An 18,891-nucleotide genomic window follows, 5' to 3' on the forward strand; every position below is an offset into this window, starting at 1 on the left:
CTGGAAAGTATCCTTTTCAATTGTCCCAATGTATTTTTAATATAGATAATTTGCGTAATACATCCTTTCTGACTATATCATCTAATACGAAAGAACTATTCAGACTTAAAGGCTCTGACGTATTCGATAAACAAACTGATACCTGCGTGACCTAATCAATGAAATCACACGTGCAAACTCATCTATATGATGAACGGGCACCTGTCAGCTCATTTTCCCAACACGCTATTGTGGATTAATACTCTCGGCCTGCCATCAGGAGTGAATATATGCGTCTACTCGCCGTTGTATCAAAATTGACTGGTGTTTCCACAAATATTGAAGCTGCTGAAGTCACGCTCAATTCACCTTCCATCGTGAAGCTGTCTGTTTCTCGTGAAGAAATCAGTCAACTTACCCGCGTAAATCAGGATCTGATTGTCACACTCCGCTCCGGTGAAACCATCACAATTAAAAACTTTTACGTTGGCAAAGGTGATGAACAAAGCCAGCTCGTACTTGAAGATAGCAACGGTGCGCTATGGTGGGTTCAGGATACGGATGGCGCATTCCACTACCAGCATCTGGACGACCTCACCCCATTAATGGCGAGCGAAGGCAGTCATGAAGGCGGCGCAGTCTGGCCGTGGGTTCTTGGCGGGATCGCTGTGGCTGGGGGAATCGGCCTCGCCGCAGGCGGTGGTGGTGGTGGTGGTGGTGGAAATGGCAATAATGCTGGCAACGGCAATGGCAATGGCAATGGCAATGGCAATGGCAATGGCAATGGCAATGGCAATGGCAATGAAGGAAATGGTGCTGGTGACGGAAATGGCAACGGCAACGGCAACGGCAACGGCAACGAAGGGAATGGTGATGGCGGCTCGCCACCCACGACAACGCCCACGATGCCCACCGTGCCGATTATTACCAGCGTCACTGACAATCAGGCTCCCATTACTGGTCTTGTCAATCAACAGACGTCTACTAATGATAATACGCCAGAACTTCAGGGCACTGGCCCCGCGAACGCAACCTTACATATTTTCGATAACGGTACCGAAATAGGTCAGGTCACTATCGATGCCAACGGGAACTGGACGTTTACTCCATCCTCCCCGCTTGCAGAAGGTACTCACCAGTTTACGGTCAGCGCATCAAACAATGTGGGCAGCAGCGCAATCTCAGACAGTTGGGTCATTACCATCGATACAACCCCACCTGCCGCCGCAATAATTTCTTCAGTGAATCAGGAAGGCACTACAGTGACGGGTAGTGCTGAGCCAGGAAGCACTGTCACTATCATTGGCAGTAACAACCAGGTTCTGGGATCAGCAATCGTCGGTTCAGGCGGTACCTTCACTATTGGCATATCGCCCGCGCAAACACACGGTGAAGCGCTGACAGCAAAGATTCAGGATGAAGCAGGCAATATCGGGCCAGATACTTCATTCAGTGCCTCGAATTCCGGTTATCCAGGCGTACCCGTGATAGTCAGTGTTATGGATGATGTCGCTCCCTCCGTTGGGCCATTGCTCAACAATCAGTCAACTAATGATGCGACCCCAACGCTTTCCGGGACAGCTGAGGCTAACAGTACGGTTAAAATTTACAATAACGGGGCATATATCGACAGCGTCGTCGCCGACAGCAACGGTAGTTGGAACTGGACCTCCAGCACAAACTTGCGGGACGGCTCATATGCTTTCACCGTGACGGCAACTAACCACCTGGGTACGGGGGGAATGTCGACGGCCTTCAATATCAATATCGATACTCAGCCGCCGCTGTCGCCAGACGATCTGACCGTATCTGCCGATGGCGCTGTCGTCACGGGTACGGCTGAACCCGGCAGTACGTGACGATAACCGACAATAACAATCATGTAATCGGCAGTGGTGTTACCGGGCCAGATGGCTCGTTTACTGTCACCATAAACCCACCACAAACCAATGGCGAAACCATCACCGCTATCGCTACCGATCCCGCAGGAAACCCGAGTTTGCCTGAAACGGCGATCGCTCCCGATATCACCGCCCCGCTACCGCCCACAAACCTGACAATCAATAACGCGGGCGATCAGGTTTCCGGCACGGCAGAGCCCAACAGTACCGTACATATTCTCAATCCTGGTGGCACTATCATTGGCACAACCACCGCTGATGCTGACGGAGATTTCACCGCCACACTGGTTCCGCCACAAACTAACGGCGAACATCTTGTCGCCAACGCAACGGATGCCGCAGGCAATACCAGTGGTAACACAGCACTCACAGCGCCAGACAGCACCGCACCTGATGCGCCGACAGGGGTGATTGTCGCCGGGGATGGTGGTTCAGTGAGCGGACATGCTGAAATCGGCAGCACCATCACCGTAAAAAACAGCAACGGGAGTACGATTGGCGTGGGTCAGGCAGACAGTGGTGGTCACTTTGTTGTGTCGATCACCCCGTCACAAATCAATGGTGAAACGGTAAAAGTGACCGCAACGGACAGTGCAGGCAACGAAAGTCTGCCCGCTTCCGCACTGGCTCCGGATATTACCGCGCCAGACCAACCGATTATTATTGCCGTCTTAGACGATGTTCCCGATGTCATCGGAAAAATTGATAACAACACGCTGACTAACGATGATAAACCGGAAATTAAGGGCACTGCCGAAGCGGGCTCGCAGGTAAAAATTTATGATAATGGCACCCTGCTAACCACCGTTACCGCCGATATCAATGGTAACTGGGACTACACGCCGACCACCGCGCTGAGCCAGGGCGCTCACGTGTTTACGGTTACGGCAACCGATGCCGCCAACAACACCAGTAGCGCCGCCAGCTGGAAAATCATTGTCGATAGCGTCGCGCCGGCCGTCCCGGCTATTACTTTGATCAACGATGACGTCGGAACCATCACCGGTAACATCGCGAATAACAACGGGATAACCAACGACAACACGCCGACCCTCTCAGGGACCGGCGAGCCAGGCTCGCTGGTGAACCTGTATGATAACGGTTTGCTGATGACGGTGATGCTCATCGACAAGTCAGGTACCTGGAGCTATACCGTCCCGGACAACAAGCAGCTTGCCGATATCGACCATCGTTTTACCATATCCGCAACGGATGCCGCCGGTAACGTCGTCACCTCCCCCGTGACTGTCACCATTACCGTTGACACCCAGCCTCCAGGGGTACCAGTCATTTCAGCCGCCACCGATAACGTCGGAAATGCCCCCGTTGACTTGCCTTCTGGTAGCCGCTCAAACGATAACCTGCCGTCACTGAAAGGGACCGGAGAAGTTGGCTCCACCATCACTGTCTACGATGGTGCCACGCCTATTGGAACGACCACCGTGGTGGCCGGAGGAACCTGGAGTTTCCCTGTCACCCAGCCACTTAGTGAAGGCTCGCACACATTGTCAGCTATCGCGACAGATGCGGCAGGTAACGCCAGTACCGCCGGAAGTTTCATGCTGACTGTCGATACAACGCCACCCGCAGCCCCGATCATCACCTCAGCGGAAGGGCTTATTGGCCTGGAAACTAAAGTACTGAGTAATGGCGGCAGCACGAAAAGCGACACCCCCAAACTGTCAGGAACAGGTGAACCGGGCGCGACAATTACGATTTATGAGAATGGTGGCCTCGCCGGCATCACTACCGTACAGCCAGACGGCACCTGGACATTTACCCCAACCTCACTTGCAGATGGGCCGCATAAATTCACCGCCACGGCGACCGACGCCGCGGGCAACACAGGGATCCCATCGGCGGGCTTTACGCTGACGGTGGATAATCTGCCGCCAACGCAACCGCTCCCACCCACCATTACGGATGACGTCAATCCGATAACCGGGGTCGTCACCAACGGCATAACTAACGACACCACGCCAATGTTCAGCGGCACGGGGAGTGTCGGCGACCTTATTTCCATCTACCTTGGTAATAATCCCGCACCGTTGGGTACCGCGACGGTGGGCGCAGATGGTAAGTGGAGCTTTACACCTGGCGACCCCATCAATCCAGACAGCTATCAGATTACCATTACCGCAACTGACCCTGCCGGCAACGTCAGCCCGCCATCAAATGCCATCCTTCTGGAGATCGATACAACGCCCTCTGCTCCCCCTGTTATTCTTGCGGTCAATGATAATGTCGGTGGTTTCCAGGGCGATCTTGCGCCTGGCGCAATAACAGATGATACGACGCCAACAATTCGCGGAACCGGCACTGACGGCGACACGATCACGCTGTACAACGGCAGTACGATTATCGGTACCACAACGGTGGTTGGCACCACCTGGAGTATTACTCCTGGGACGGCGCTGGCAAACGGAAGTTATACGCTGACGGCCATTGCAACCGATGCGGCGGGGAACGCCAGCAACAGCTCAAACAGCATTTCATTCACTATCAATACCAAAGCTCTGACCCAGCCACAGCTCACCGATATTCAGGATAACGTCGAGGGAATTACCGGCTCGCTGACCGATGGTAGTATCACGAACGATACAACCCCAACCTTTATCGGTACTGGTACGCCAGGCAGCAGCGTCATCATTTACATGGAGAACAATGTTGAAATTGTCAGAACCACAGTTCGCGCGGATGGTTCCTGGCAGGTGGATGTTCCCCTTGTTGGCGAAGGCTCTCACACACTATATTTCGGTGCGCAAGATGCTGCAGGTAACTCGTTGTCAGCAAGTAATCCTGTAACGCTGAAGCTCGATACACAGCCTCCCGCCGAGCCAATCGTCACCAATGTTGACCCGAACGGCACGCTGGTAAGCGGGACAGCCGAGCCGGGCAGCACCGTCATCATCAGAAGTGGTACTACGATACTGGGCCAGGGCATTGCGAATAGCGTCACAGGTGCCTACACCGTCACGATCTCACCCGCACAAACTACGGGGCAGAATCTGAACGCAATCGCCCAGGATCAGGCGGGCAATAGCAGCGACCCTACGCCATTTAACGCGGCCACGTCCAGCATTCCGCATCCGCCAACTCTCGAAATCATTGATGATGTCTCGCCTGTTACAGGAGCGATTGGCAACGGTAAAACCACCAATGACACCTTGCCGCTGTTACAAGGAACCGCCACGGCAGGAGCAACGGTCAACATTTATCAGGATGGGAATGTAATCGGTACGGTCACCGCCGATGCCGTTTCCGGCGCATGGCGCTATCCATTATCCACTCCGCTGACAAACGGCACGACTTACAATTTCACCGTATCGCAAACTGTTGCGGGTATAGACAGTGGCATATCGCCCAATTACGCCATCACTATCGATACTGCCGCCCCACAAGCCCCTGCGATCACCAGCGTAATTGACGACGTGTTACCGGGTACAGGATCGTTAGATACCGGACAAATTACCAACGATTCACGCCCGACCCTCAATGGAACTGGCGAAGCGGGCGCGACGATCACCCTTTACGATAAAGGTGTCGCGATTGGCACAACCACCGTGAGTGGCAGCGGATACTGGAGCTATACCCCGACAGATGGGTTGGGAGAAGGCGAGCATATCTTTACCGCACGCGCAACGGATGCTGCAGGCAACCAGGGCGATCCCTCTAACAGCTTCCGGATTATTGTCGATACGTTAATCCCAAGCGCACCCTCTATTGTGTCGGTAATGGACGACGTCGGTATCCCGCAGTCCCTTACATCCGGACAGCTAACCAACGACAACACCCCATCGCTTGCTGGCGTCACCGAGGCCGATTCAGTAGTGACCATTCGCGATAATGGCGCGGTAATTGGCACAACCACCAGCGATGAAAACGGTAACTGGAGCTTTACACCGGCTCCAGCACTTAGTGAAGGCAATCATTCGTTCACCGCAACCGTCACGGATGGTGCTGGCAACATCAGCCCGGCAAGCCCACCTTTCGTTCTGGTTGTTGATACGCTGCCGCCCGCAGCACCGAGCATTACCTCGGTGATTGACGATCAACCCGGCAACACATCGCTGACTAACGGACAATTGACTAACGATGCACAACCCACGCTGAACGGCAAAGGAGAGATCGGCGCATCTATCACCATCCGCGATAAAGGCGTTGATATTGGTACAACCCAGGTTGATGAGTCCGGCAACTGGAGCTTCACGCCGGATACCCCACTGACTCAGGGGCAACATATCTTTACCGCCGTTGCCACCGATCAGGCGGGCAATATGGGAGGCGTATCGTCGTCCTTTACCCTCGAACTGGATTCCATCGCCCCGCAGCCCCCTACCATTAGCACGGTGCTGGACAATACGGCTCCCACAACAGGCGCGATAACCAATGGGCAGACGACAAACGAAACACGTCCGGCACTGAGCGGTACGGGCGAAGTGGGGGCGACCATTACCGTTCTGAGCGATGGTCAACCCATTGGCACCACTACCGTGGGTGCGGGAGGTACCTGGAACTTTACCCCAACGGATGCACTGAGCAACGGACCGCATACATTGACCGTCACCGCGACCGACAGTGCAGGTAACACCAGCGCTGCATCGAACGGCTTTGGGCTCATCGTTGATACCGTATCGCCGGGTATACCCATCATTTCTCAGGTAGCAGATGATGTCGGCCCGCTGACGGGTAATCTGAACAACGGCCAGGCCACAAATGATGCGCAACCCACGCTCAGTGGAACAGCAGAAGCCAATTCCACGATCAAAATTTATGACAATGGCACCTATCTCGGTACCGCTCCGGTAGACACCAATGGAGCCTGGAGCTTCACGCCAACAGCTGTACTTGGAAATGGTAACCATGCGCTCACGGTGACCGCCGCGGACGCAGCCGGAAACGTCAGTCAGTCATCCGCCACATTTAACATCATTGTGGATACCGTTGCCCCGTTTGCCCCCACCATTATCCAGGCCGTCGATGACGTACAGCCCGGCACCGGAACTCTGTCCAGTGGGGCCTGGACCAATGACACCCGTCCGCTACTCAGTGGCTCAACGGAAGCGAATGCCCGGGTCGCGATTTACGATAACGGCACGCTGCTGGGGACGGTAACCGCCACAATAGATGGGACGTGGGAATATCTGCCCCCCACACTGAGCAACGGCCAACATACATTCACTGCTATCGCCACAGACGCCGCCGGCAATATCGGTGCCACCTCAAGCGGATTTATTATTAATGTCGATACGAACCCACCGCCAATCCCACAACTGATCTCGGTCATAGATGATATCGCAGGCGGTGTTTTCAATGCAGCGCTGAACAACGGGCAGCTCACCAACGATGCCCGCCCAACGCTCAACGGCACCGCCGAAGCCGGTAGCACTGTCAGTATCTATGACGGGAACACTCTGCTAGGTACTGCGCTGGTGCAAAGCAATAATAGCTGGACATTTACCCCGACCACGCCGCTCGCGACCGGGTCCCATACCTTCACCGTGACCGCTACCGATGCGGCAGGCAATACCAGCGGCGCAACACCAGGTTTTACCGTGGTGGTGGACACCGCGGCTCCGGCACAGCCTTCAATAAGTAGCATTATTGATGATGTTGGCCCCAACGCCGGTGCGATTGGCAGCAACCAGCCCACCAATGACGCACGCCCAACCCTGAACGGCTCCGCAGAGGCCAACGCGCGAGTCGATATTTATGATAATGGCAGTTTTGTCACCAGCGTAACGGCTGACAGCACTGGCAACTGGAATTACACGCCGTCCACTGATCTGGCTCAAGGGGCTCATTCGTTTACCATCACGGCGACAGATGCTGCGGGGAATATCAGTGGATTTTCGTCTGCAGCAGCCATTGTGGTCGATACCATCGCACCCGGAGTTCCAACCGGGCTGGCGGTCAACACCAATGGTACGACGTTAACCGGTGTGGCCGAAGCGAACAGTACGGTCATTATCACCTCCGGTAGCGGAACGGTACTCGGCACCACAACAGCAAATGCTTCCGGTAACTTCACCTTTACCCTGAATCCACCGCAAATTAGTGGGCAAACGCTGCAGGTCAGCGCACAGGATGCCGCTGGCAATATCGGCACCGCCGGCAACGTGCTGGCCCCGTTTACCGGTGTTCCTCCCGCGCCGGTGATCTCCAGCGTATTCGATGATGTCGGCACTATCACGGGCCTGGTCGCCGCCGGGAAAACCACCAATGATACCCGCCCAACACTGAGCGGAACTGCGCAGGCAAACGCCGTTATCAACCTGTATAACAACGGCACGTTGATGGGTAGCACAACCGCAGACGGGAATGGGATCTGGAGTTTTACGCCAGGCAGCGCCCTGAGTGAAGACAACCATGCGTTTACCGCCAACGCCACAAATGCCAACGGCTCGAGCATTTTGTCTGGCTCGTTCAGCATCATTGTGGATACCACGCCACCGCCCCCCCCTACGATTCTGATCAGCGCCGATGGCGGAACTGTGAGCGGTATTGCCGAAGCCGGCAGTACGGTTACGATATCCCTGCCCGGTGGCACCAGCGTGACAGCGGTCGCCAACAGCAGTGGGGTCTACAGTGCCACCTTGCCTGTACGCCAGATTGAAGGTCAGTCGTTATCTGCAACGGCAACCGACGCGGCGGGCAACACGTCATCGCCTGCCAGCGTCATCGCGCCGGTACTCCCTCTGCTGGCTGAAGATAATGTCACCCGTTTGCCGCTACAGACTGACGTGACAGTCAGCACTGAGCATCAAAGCGATTACGGTTTCCTGCTGGTGAACGCACTGGGTAGCGTCGCCAACGTGCTGGGGAATGATACGGCAAGCGTTAATTTCAGCATCCAGTCTGGCGGTAGTGGCTCCATCACCATTAACGCCGCAGCGACCGGCATTGTGCTGTCACTATTGAGCTCAATGGAGATTGTTATCCAGCGCTATGACACCGTGCACAACACCTGGATAACCGTGGTCGATACTTCGAAACCCAATTTCGCCAGTTTGCTGACCATCGGAGCCTCTGGAGTGACGCTCAATTATGATGGGCTGACAGGCGGGGATTATCGCGTGGTCAGCTTCAACACGAACCTGTTGGCGACCGGCGCTTACACCAGCCTGGACGTTGCTGTGGTGAAAACCAACGGCGGAACCATCACCGGGGGGACCACAGAATCCGGTAACATTATCACCGATACCGATCCCACCAACGGGCAGGATAACACCCCTTCCGGCACGCTGGTCACCTCCATCACCGACGGTAACGGCACCGTGGTAAACGTCACGGCAGGCGGCGTGAATGTACAGGGTAAATACGGCACCCTGCATATTAACCAGGACGGCAGTTATACCTATACCCTGACCGATACAGCAATATCGGTGTATGGCCGCTCCGAAAGTTTCACCTATACGTTGACGCATGGCACAGACCATTCCTCAGCCAAACTGGTTGTCACGCTGGGCCAGGCCCCAACCACCAGCACGGTAACGGCAGCAGATGATGTGGCGTCACTGACCTACGGAACCCAGGTGATCGCAGTCGACCACGGCACGTCAAAACAAACTGGCTTCACACTGGCAAATGTCGGGCTGGGTGATGTCCTCGACGTCAGCCTGGTCAACGGGTTGACCAACCCAATCAAATTCAACGTTGATGACGGAGCAACCCGTACGCTCACCGTCCAGGCGAGTGTCCTCGGTGTGACGCTTGGCGGTTTTGATCTCTATGTCTACCGCTTCAATGAGGCTATTCAGCAGTATGAACAATATCGGGTGCAGCCAAACTGGGTTACGGCGCTGCTGGGCGGCAGCTCTTCGGCGTACACCATCACGCTGCCGGGTGGTGACTATCTTTTCCTGCTTAACGCCTCTGGCGGCCTGACGTTACTGACCAGCTATACCCTGAATATTCAGGCGGATCATACCTACGCGGTGGACAGTCTCAGCGCGGTAACCAACGGTAATATTCTGGTCAATGACTCGGCTCCGATAAACAGCGTCATCACCGAAGTGAATGGTGTTGCGATTAACGGGACGGGCACCACCAGTATTAACGGACAATACGGCACGCTGACTATCGATGCGAAGGGGAACTATACCTATACCCTGAAAAGCGGGCTGGGTGCAGATAGCATCAGCACACCGGACAGTTTCGTCTATACGGTCAAAGCCCCCAATGGCGATACAGGTAGCGCCTCGCTGAACATTACGGCGACCCCGCAGGCGCTGGACGCAGTAAATGACGTCAGCGGCATGATGGCGGTGAGTACCGTTCAGGATTCTGCGGCATACGGAAGCGGCGCGCTGGGCACAGCGACAATTCCGACGCTGGGGAGCAAAGCAACCGGTTCAGGTTCGTTTGACATCGCAACAAATGACGTACTGAAAGGCGCCACGCTCAACTTCAGCATCGGCACCCTTATCACCGTCGGTACGCTGGGCGTGACCTGGACAATCACCGGTCCTGACGGATTCTCACTTTCAGGCTCTGTACCCGCCAGTGCTATCAGCCTGTTAGGCAGTTCAATTGCCGTCTCACTGGGTAATGCCGAGCTAGCCGCGGGTCATTACAGCATCAGCTTCACAGGAACGATGGGGGGACTGGCCGTTGGCAACGTCAGCATTACGCCGAACGTCACGGGCACGACATGGCACCTCAATACCTGGGACGTTAACACCACGACGGTGAATGGCAATATTTTTGATGGCAGTGATGCCGCTGGCGCGCACGATCAGCTCTCAACCGTCCATACCCAGCTCACTATCACCGGCTTTAACGGCAGTACCGCCACACTCAATCCAACCAGCAGCATCAGTAGCACAACAGTTCAGGGTCATTATGGCTCACTGACCATGAATCTGGATGGCTCATACATCTATACGCTGAAACCGGGTACAACCGTGGCATCGATGGCCAGCAAAGAGACATTTACCTATACGCTTAACGACCAAAACGGGCATACGGACACCGCGACGCTGACCATCAATATGAATCCACAGATGGCAAGCACCGCGCAGCATGACGTAATCATCGGCTCGGTCTACGGCGATACGCTGATTTATCACCTGCTTAATGCCAGCGATGCAACGGGCGGTAACGGAACGGCAGACACCTGGACCAACTTCTCGCTGGCGCAGGGCGACAAAATCGACATCGGCGACCTGCTGGTAGGCTGGAACGGACAAAATGCCACGCTCGGTAACTACCTCACGGTGACCACCAGCGGTAACAACACCGTCGTTTCCATTGACCGCGACGGTACAGGCAGTACGTACCACACCACTAACCTCGTAACACTGGAGAACGTACACACCACGCTCGATGAGCTGATCCAACAAAATCACATTGTGACCTGAAACGAACGCCATACCGCTATAACGAGATAACAACAGCCCCGGATGCCATGACGTCCGGGGCAATAACAGTCGTCACTGCCCTATTTTGCAAGGGATAAACTATGAGAAATGTCGCCCCTGTCGCTGTACTGCTGGCATTAACGTTCTGTTCCGTTCGTGCGAATGCCGAAGATGAACCGCAAATTATTACGCCGGAAGGGCTGGCAACCAGTCAGATGCTTCCCTCTCTGGATGGCTCTGTGGCCGATCTACCGCTAAGCGTTGCCGCTCCCGGAAGCCTGACGCTTAACTACGCGGTGAGCCGCGCAGTGAGCTGGCATCCTTCTATTCGTGAATCCATTGGCAAACTGCTCTCGCAAAATGAGCAGATAGACGTGGCGAAAGCAAAATATTATCCGCAAGTTACAGCCGGAATGAACAACGGCTACAGCAATACCTACACCGACCATGGCTTCAGCCCTGCACTGGTCATTTCGGTGTCACAAATGCTGTATGACTTTGGCAAAGTCGCCAGCCAGGTGCGCGCCGAAGCCGCCGGTTCGGCGCAACAACAGGCAAACGTGTTACTCAGCATCGATACTGTCGCCCACGCCACCGCCAATGCCATCGTCCAGGTTCAGACATGGCAACAGATGGTGGATGCCGCCGAAGAGCAACTGGTCGCGCTAAACGGTATTGGTCGACTGACCAGAGAACGTAATGATGAAGGGGCGACCTCGCTGTCTGACGTGGTACAAACCGATGCGCGTATTGAGTCTGCTCGTTCACAGCTGGCGCAATATCAGGCCAATCTCGACAGTAGCAAAGCGACGTTGATGAGCTATCTCGGCTGGCGCTCACTGAACGTCATCAGCAATGAGTTTCCGGTAAAACTGGACAGCAGTTGCGATGTCGTTAAACCCGACGATAAGCTGGTTCCTGCAGTGCTGGCAGCCTGGGCGCAGGCGAACGTCGCACAGGCCAATCTGGATTACGCCAACGCACAGATGACGCCAACCATTTCCCTGGAGCCATCTGTTCAGCACTATCTCAACGACAAATACCCCAGCCATGAGGTGCTCGACAAAACGCAGTACTCAGCGTGGGTAAAAGTCGAAATGCCGCTGTATCAGGGCGGCGGTCTCACCGCCCGGCGCAACGCCGCCAGCCACGCGGTAGAGTCCGCACAGTACTCTATTCAGCGCACCCGACTTGAAGTACGGCAAAAATTACTGGAATCCCGCAGCCAGGCAATGAGCCTCGCGACTGCATTACAGATCCTGCGCCGCCAGCAGCGACTGAGCGAACGCACTCGTGAACTGTATCAACAGCAGTATCTGGATCTCGGCTCACGCCCATTACTTGATGTTCTTAACGCCGAACAGGAAGTGTACCAGGCCCGTTTTGCTGAACTCCAGACCCAAAACCAGCTACGCCAGTTACAGCTGAACTGCCTCTACAACACCGGATCGCTACGCCAGGCATTCGCCTTAAATAACCGCAGCATTCAATCGGTGGAGATACAGCTATGAGTGACGTCGATTCACATGCTGAAGAGGCCATTGGCGAACAGGCCCTGAGCCAGTGGGCGCAGGCGATGACCTATATTGCCAGCCACTATCGCGTTGCCTGCTCCCCCGGCGCAATCCAGGCCAACGCTCCGTGGTTTGCAGGAAAAAACCGCACCCTCGCGCTGACGCAACTGGCGCGCCAGGCAGGCCTGTCATTTCACGCACTGGATACCACAAAGCAGGCGTTCAGCCAGTGGCGTTTACCGGTAGTGGCTGAACTGCGCGACGGCCAAATCATGGTGCTAGAACATTTCAACGGTGACGATGCGCTGGATGTTTTTATCATCGCCGAAGAGGGGCAGCGTAACCGGCTGACGGTTGCAGAGCTGGTGCCGGAGATCGTAAGCATTACCGCGCTGCGCCCGCTTTCGGCGCTAAAAGACAGTCGGGTAGACCGCTATATTTCTCGCTTTAAGCCGGACTGGATGCGCGAACTGGTTTTACAGGATATCCGCCCTTACCTGCCGGTGATGGTTGCCGCTTTTCTGATTAACGTTCTGTCGCTCGCCGGGATTATCTTTTCGATGCAGGTCTACGATCGGGTGATTCCGGCCCAGTCGTATCCGACGCTGTATGTTCTCTCAACCGGCGTTCTGGTGGCGGTCCTGTTTGGCTTTCTGCTGCGCGAAGCACGTACCCACATTATGGATCTGCTGGGTAAACGCGCCGATATGCGCATTTCCGATCGGGTGTTCAGTCATGCCCTGCGGTTGCGCAATAGCGCGGTTCCCCGCTCAACAGGGAGTTTTATTTCCCAACTCCGCGAGCTGGAGCAGATCCGGGAGATGATCACCTCCTCAACCATGTCGACCATCGTCGACCTGCCGTTTTTCCTGCTGTTTATTGTCGTACTGGCGTGCATTGCTCCGCCGCTGGCGTGGATAGCCCCCGTCGCTGCCATTCTGATGATTCTGCCGGGGCTGTTATTACAGAAAAAACTGGCGGTACTTGCTAACCAGGCCGCACATGAATCCACTCTGCGCAACGCGGTGCTGGTCGAAAGCGTTCAGGGGCTGGAAGATATCAAGCTAATGCAGGCGGAGAACCGCTTTTTACAGCAATGGAACAGCTATATCCGCATTACTGGCGAGTCCGGGCTACGCACACGCAAGCTTACCCAGGGGCTGATCGGTTGGGGGATGTCAGTACAAAGCCTGGTTTACGCCGCCATCATTATGTTCGGTGCGCCCATGGTTATTGAAGGCACGATGACCACCGGGGCCGTGGTGGCCGCCTCGATGCTCGGATCACGGATGATCGCCCCGATGGCTAACCTGTGTGGTGTGCTGGCTCGCTGGCAGCAGGTCAAAGCAGCCAAAATGGGGCTGGACAGCATTATGCAACTTCCCACCGAGACGCAGCACGATGAAGACCGGATACACCAGGAAATCTTCCGCGGCCACTATCTGTTTGAAAATGCGCACTTTCGCTACCACAGTGACGACCAGCGCGTACCGTTACGCATCTCGCGCCTGGAAGTGATGCCCGGAGAGCGGATTGCGATACTCGGGCGTAACGGCGCGGGTAAATCAACCCTGCTACAGGCCATGGCGGGCGGCGTGGAGATTATTCAGGGTGATGTCCGACTCGATAACCTGAGTCTGGCGCAAATCGATATGGCTGATTTACGCCGCAATATCGGCTTTCTCAGCCAGAACGCGCGGCTTTTTTTCGGTACGTTACGCGAGAATCTGACACTCGGCGCACCGCATGCCAGCGACACGCAGATATTCGAAGCGCTGGAGGTCAGTGGCGCATCTGCATTCGTCAAACAACTCGCCAAAGGGCTGGCACACCCCATTATGGAAGGCGGTAATGGGCTTTCCGGCGGGCAGCGTCAGTCAATTCTGCTCGCCAGAATGTTACTGCGATCGCCCAATATCGTACTGCTCGACGAACCCAGTGCCTCGCTGGATGAACACACCGAGCGGGAATTTATACAACGGTTAAACCAGTGGCTGGGCAACCGCACATTGATTGTCGCCACACATCGCGTTCCGGTTCTGGAGCTGGTCGAGCGCGTGGTGGTGCTCAAAGAAGGTCAGCTGGTCATGGATGCCCCAAAAGCGCAGGCGCTAAATGCAAATCGGGCACCTGCACAGACTCACGGTCGGGAGTGGAAAAATGAAAACCAATCCGCATGACGCCGCCATGGACGACCTCGATATCCGCCGGGAACACCGTTTTTCCGGTGCCAGCCGCATTATTCTGCTCAGCACACTGCTTTTTGCCATCCTGGGGGGATGGGCGTATTTCGGTAAACTGGATGAAGTCTCTACCGGCAGTGGGAAAGTCATCCCCAGCTCGCGTGAACAAATATTGCAGTCGCTTGACGGCGGGATCCTCGCCGAACTCAGCGTGCACGAAGGTGATAAAGTTCAGGCCAACCAGATTGTCGCCCGCCTCGACCCAACGCGTTCTGAATCCAACGTGGGTGAAAGCGCCGCCCGATACCGTGCATCTTTAGCGTCAAGCGCCAGACTGAATGCCGAAGTCAACGATTTGCAGCTAACGTTCCCCAGCTCGCTGCAGGCCTGGCCGGAACTTATCGCCTCTGAAACCCGGTTATATAAAAGCCGCCGGGCGCAGCTTGCCGATTCGATGGTGGAACTACAGGATGCGCTGGTCTCCGTGAACAAGGAACTGGCGATCACCCAACGGCTGGAGAAAAGCGGTGCCGCCAGCCATGTGGAAGTGCTGCGCCTGCAACGACAAAAAAGCGATCTTGGGCTCAAAATAACCGACCTGCGCTCGCAATATTACGTGCAGGCGCGTGAAGCACTGTCGAAGGCCAACGCCGAGGTCGATATGCTGGCGGCCATCTTAAAAGGTCGCGAAGATTCCGTCACCCGCCTGACCGTTCGCGCCCCGATGCGCGGTATCGTAAAAAACATCCAGGTCACCACGATTGGCGGCGTTATCCCTCCTAACGGCGAAATGATGGAGATTGTCCCGGTAGACGATCATTTGCTGATTGAAACCCGCCTGTCGCCGCGCGATATCGCGTTTATCCATCCCGGACAGCGGGCACTGGTAAAGATTACTGCCTATGACTACGCCATTTACGGAGGACTGGAGGGCGTGGTAGAAACCATCTCCCCAGATACCATTCAGGACAAAGTGAAGCCGGAGATCTTCTACTACCGTGTTTTCATACGTACCCATCAGGACTTTTTGCAGAACAAGCTGGGACGTCATTTTTCTATCGTACCGGGCATGATTGCCACTGTGGATATAAAAACAGGTGAAAAAACCATCGTCGACTATTTAATCAAACCATTTAATCGTGCAAAAGAAGCACTGCGCGAGCGGTAAATCCTTGCGGTTAAGGGGTTGTGGGGGCTGGTCACGCGTGTCACAAGTCTGTTATACTTGCTGCAACACATTGGGGCTGATTCTGGATTCGACGGGATTCGCGAAACCCAAGGTGCATGCCGAGGGGCGGTTGGCCTCGTAAAAAGCCGCAAAAAAATAGTCGCAAACGACGAAAACTACGCTTTAGCAGCTTAATAACCTGCTCTGAGCCCTCTCTCCCTAGCTTCCGCTCTTAAGACGGGGATCAAAGAGAGGTCAAACCCAAAAGAGATCGCGTGGATGCCCTGCCTGGGGTTGAAGCGTTAAAACTAATCAGGCTAGTCTGGTAGTGGCGTGTCTGTCCGCAGGTGCCAGGCGAATGTAAAGACTGACTAAGCATGTAGTACCGAGGATGTAGGAATTTCGGACGCGGGTTCAACTCCCGCCAGCTCCACCAATTTTTGATATATTGAAGTTCAGTGAAGTCTATCAAGCCCGCATGGAACCAGCCTTGCGGGCTTTTTTACGTCTATAGTAGTCTACCGAGAATTGCTAGAATCTACTCGTTATGGCACCCTTTTTGGGACCCAACACAAAGGGTCCAAAACATGAGGGTCCCAAACATGGCAAAAATCGCTAAGAAGCTCACTGACACTGAAATCAAAAGCACCAAACCTGCCGAGAAAGAGGTTAACCTTTTTGACGGCGATGGTTTGCTCCTGCGAATCGCCCCCTTAGCGAAGGGAGGAAAGAAAAATTGGTATTTCAGATATGCAGTGCCTGTGACCAAAAAGCGAACTAAGGTGAGCTTAGGAACCTATCCTCACCTTACACTTGCGAAGGCACGAGCTTTACGTGATGAGTACTTGTCGTTGCTTGCAAATGGTATAGACCCACAAGTTCATAACACCCACAAAGCCAATGCCCTTAAGGATGCAACGGAACATACATTTCAAGCAGTAGCCAAGAAGTGGCTTGATGAGAAAGTCAAAACGTCAGGCATCTCCCAGGATCATGCTAACGACATCTGGCGAAGCCTAGAGAGAAATATCTTTCCAACGTTGGGTGATACCCCCATTAAGGAGATTCGCCCTAAAATGCTTAAACAGCATTTAGACCCCATAGAAAAACGAGGTGTCCTTGAAACACTTCGCCGCGTCATATCCCGGCTGAATGAAATATTCCGCTATGCAGCAACAGAAGAGCTCATAGAATTCAATCCGGCTGACAACTTGGGGCAACGGTTCAGCAAGCCAAAAAAACAGAATATGCCAGCATTACCCCCTTCCGAACTCCCCCGCTTCCTGGTTGCTCTAAACAATGCTTCTATCCGTTTAGAAACAAGGCTACTGATTGAGTGGCAACTTCTCACATGGGTTCGCCCTGGTGAAGCTGTTCGCACAAGATGGTCAGATATTGATATAGAAACCGGCATGTGGAACATCCCGGCGGAGTTTATGAAAATGAAGAAGCCTCACAAAGTTCCACTGAGCAAAGAATCTTTGCGAGTCTTGGATTCAATGAAAGCCATCAGCGGGCATAGAGAGTGGGTTTTTCCCAGTATCAAAGCTCCACTCAATCACATGCATGAACAAACAGCTAATGCGGCTATAATCCGTATGGGCTTCGGAGGTGAGCTTGTAGCTCATGGTATGCGATCAATCGCTAGAACGGCGGCTGAGGAGTGTGGCAAGTTTAGAACTGATGTCTTAGAAGCCGCCCTTGCCCACTCGAAAAAAGATGAAATAATTGCAGCCTACAATCGTGCAGAGTATCTCACAGAACGTGTGGTTCTCATGCAATGGTGGAGTGACTATGTTTCGTCTCAAAAATACAAAGTTATTGCCGCATAACTCTTCCATGATGGGTTAACTATCTTGATTTATTTGAAGAATTAATGATCACACCATTAACCTATGTGGACTAAGCATAGCCATTTACAAATGGGTACCTTGAGGCCACATAACGAAAGCTGTCGGTCATATCAGCTAAATAATTCACATCTCTTCTCGATTATCATACACCTCGAAGAACTACCAAATTCGCTCTAATCAATGATAAAACAGTTGAATTCGGTTAAAATTTGATCAATTTTATCCTCTACATTGTATTGAATCATCCATGAGGTTTTGTGCATGGCTAGCGGAAATGAAAAAAATCATAGAGTTAGGGTCGCACAGTACTTGAGGATGTCTACCGACCATCAGCAATATTCTTTACATAATCAGTCCGAATATATCAAAGATTATGCTGAAAAGAACAATATGGAAATCGCTTATACCTACGATGATGCAGGTAAGAGCGGAGTCAGTATCGTAGGCAGGCATTCTTTGCAGCAGTTACTTAGCGATGTAGAACAAAAGAAAATAGATATACAGGCTGTATTATTTTATGATGTGAGCCGTTTTGGTCGTTTTCAAAATAGTGATGAAGCTGCATATTATTCCTTTCTATTTGAAAGAAATGGTGTAGATCTTATATATTGTTCCGAACCTATACCCACTAAAGATTTCCCTTTAGAGTCCTCTGTTATACTGAATATAAAAAGATCAAGTGCTGCATATCACAGCAGGAATTTATCTGAAAAGGTATTTATAGGGCAAGTAAATTTAATAAAGCTTGGTTTTCATCAAGGCGGTATGGCTGGTTATGGGCTGAGACGTCTTTTAGTAGACGAAAATGGCACAGCTAAAGAAATATTGAATTTCCGCAAAAGAAAGAGTATTCAAACAGATAGGGTAATATTAATTCCGGGACCAAAAAATGAAATAAAAATTGTAAATAGAATCTATGATCTCTTTATAG

7 protein-coding genes and 1 other RNA gene are annotated in these 18,891 nt (G+C 53.5%); all 8 read left to right on the forward strand.

Translation table 11 applies throughout. The features are described from left to right. The first annotated feature begins 269 nt into the window (after nucleotides 1–269). Nucleotides 270–1,838, forward strand: a complete 1,569-nt coding sequence (locus tag NNN64_RS23410; protein WP_442870711.1) for an Ig-like domain-containing protein — start codon at nucleotides 270–272, stop codon at nucleotides 1,836–1,838. Then, entirely contained in the window at nucleotides 1,835–11,242 is a 9,408-nt protein-coding gene (locus NNN64_RS20490) for a BapA/Bap/LapF family large adhesin (RefSeq protein ID WP_442870712.1), read from the forward strand. The genes NNN64_RS23410 and NNN64_RS20490 overlap by 4 nt, the downstream gene beginning before the upstream one ends. A gap of 101 nt (nucleotides 11,243–11,343) precedes the next feature. After that, nucleotides 11,344–12,753, forward strand: a complete 1,410-nt coding sequence (locus NNN64_RS20495) for a TolC family outer membrane protein (RefSeq protein WP_271442578.1) — start codon at nucleotides 11,344–11,346, stop codon at nucleotides 12,751–12,753. Beyond that, nucleotides 12,750–14,936 carry a type I secretion system permease/ATPase gene (locus NNN64_RS20500; protein WP_271442579.1) on the forward strand — a complete coding sequence of 729 codons (2,187 nt, stop codon included), beginning with the start codon at nucleotides 12,750–12,752 and terminating at the stop codon, nucleotides 14,934–14,936. The genes NNN64_RS20495 and NNN64_RS20500 overlap by 4 nt, the downstream gene beginning before the upstream one ends. 7 nt (nucleotides 14,937–14,943) lie before the next feature. Further along, nucleotides 14,944–16,107, forward strand: coding sequence for an HlyD family efflux transporter periplasmic adaptor subunit (locus NNN64_RS20505; RefSeq protein WP_271442581.1), 1,164 nt, complete (start codon nucleotides 14,944–14,946; stop codon nucleotides 16,105–16,107). Between the two features lie 72 nt (nucleotides 16,108–16,179). Continuing rightward, nucleotides 16,180–16,543, forward strand: a transfer-messenger RNA (tmRNA) gene (gene ssrA / locus NNN64_RS20510). A gap of 166 nt (nucleotides 16,544–16,709) precedes the next feature. Beyond that, nucleotides 16,710–17,939, forward strand: coding sequence for an integrase domain-containing protein (locus tag NNN64_RS20515; protein WP_137468488.1), 1,230 nt, complete (start codon nucleotides 16,710–16,712; stop codon nucleotides 17,937–17,939). A gap of 282 nt (nucleotides 17,940–18,221) precedes the next feature. Beyond that, the coding region (locus tag NNN64_RS20520; RefSeq protein ID WP_271442580.1) for a recombinase family protein at nucleotides 18,222–18,891 on the forward strand (670 nt) is incomplete at its 3' end.

Source organism: Citrobacter sp. Igbk 14 (genome assembly GCF_028069825.1).
GTDB lineage: Bacteria > Pseudomonadota > Gammaproteobacteria > Enterobacterales > Enterobacteriaceae > Citrobacter.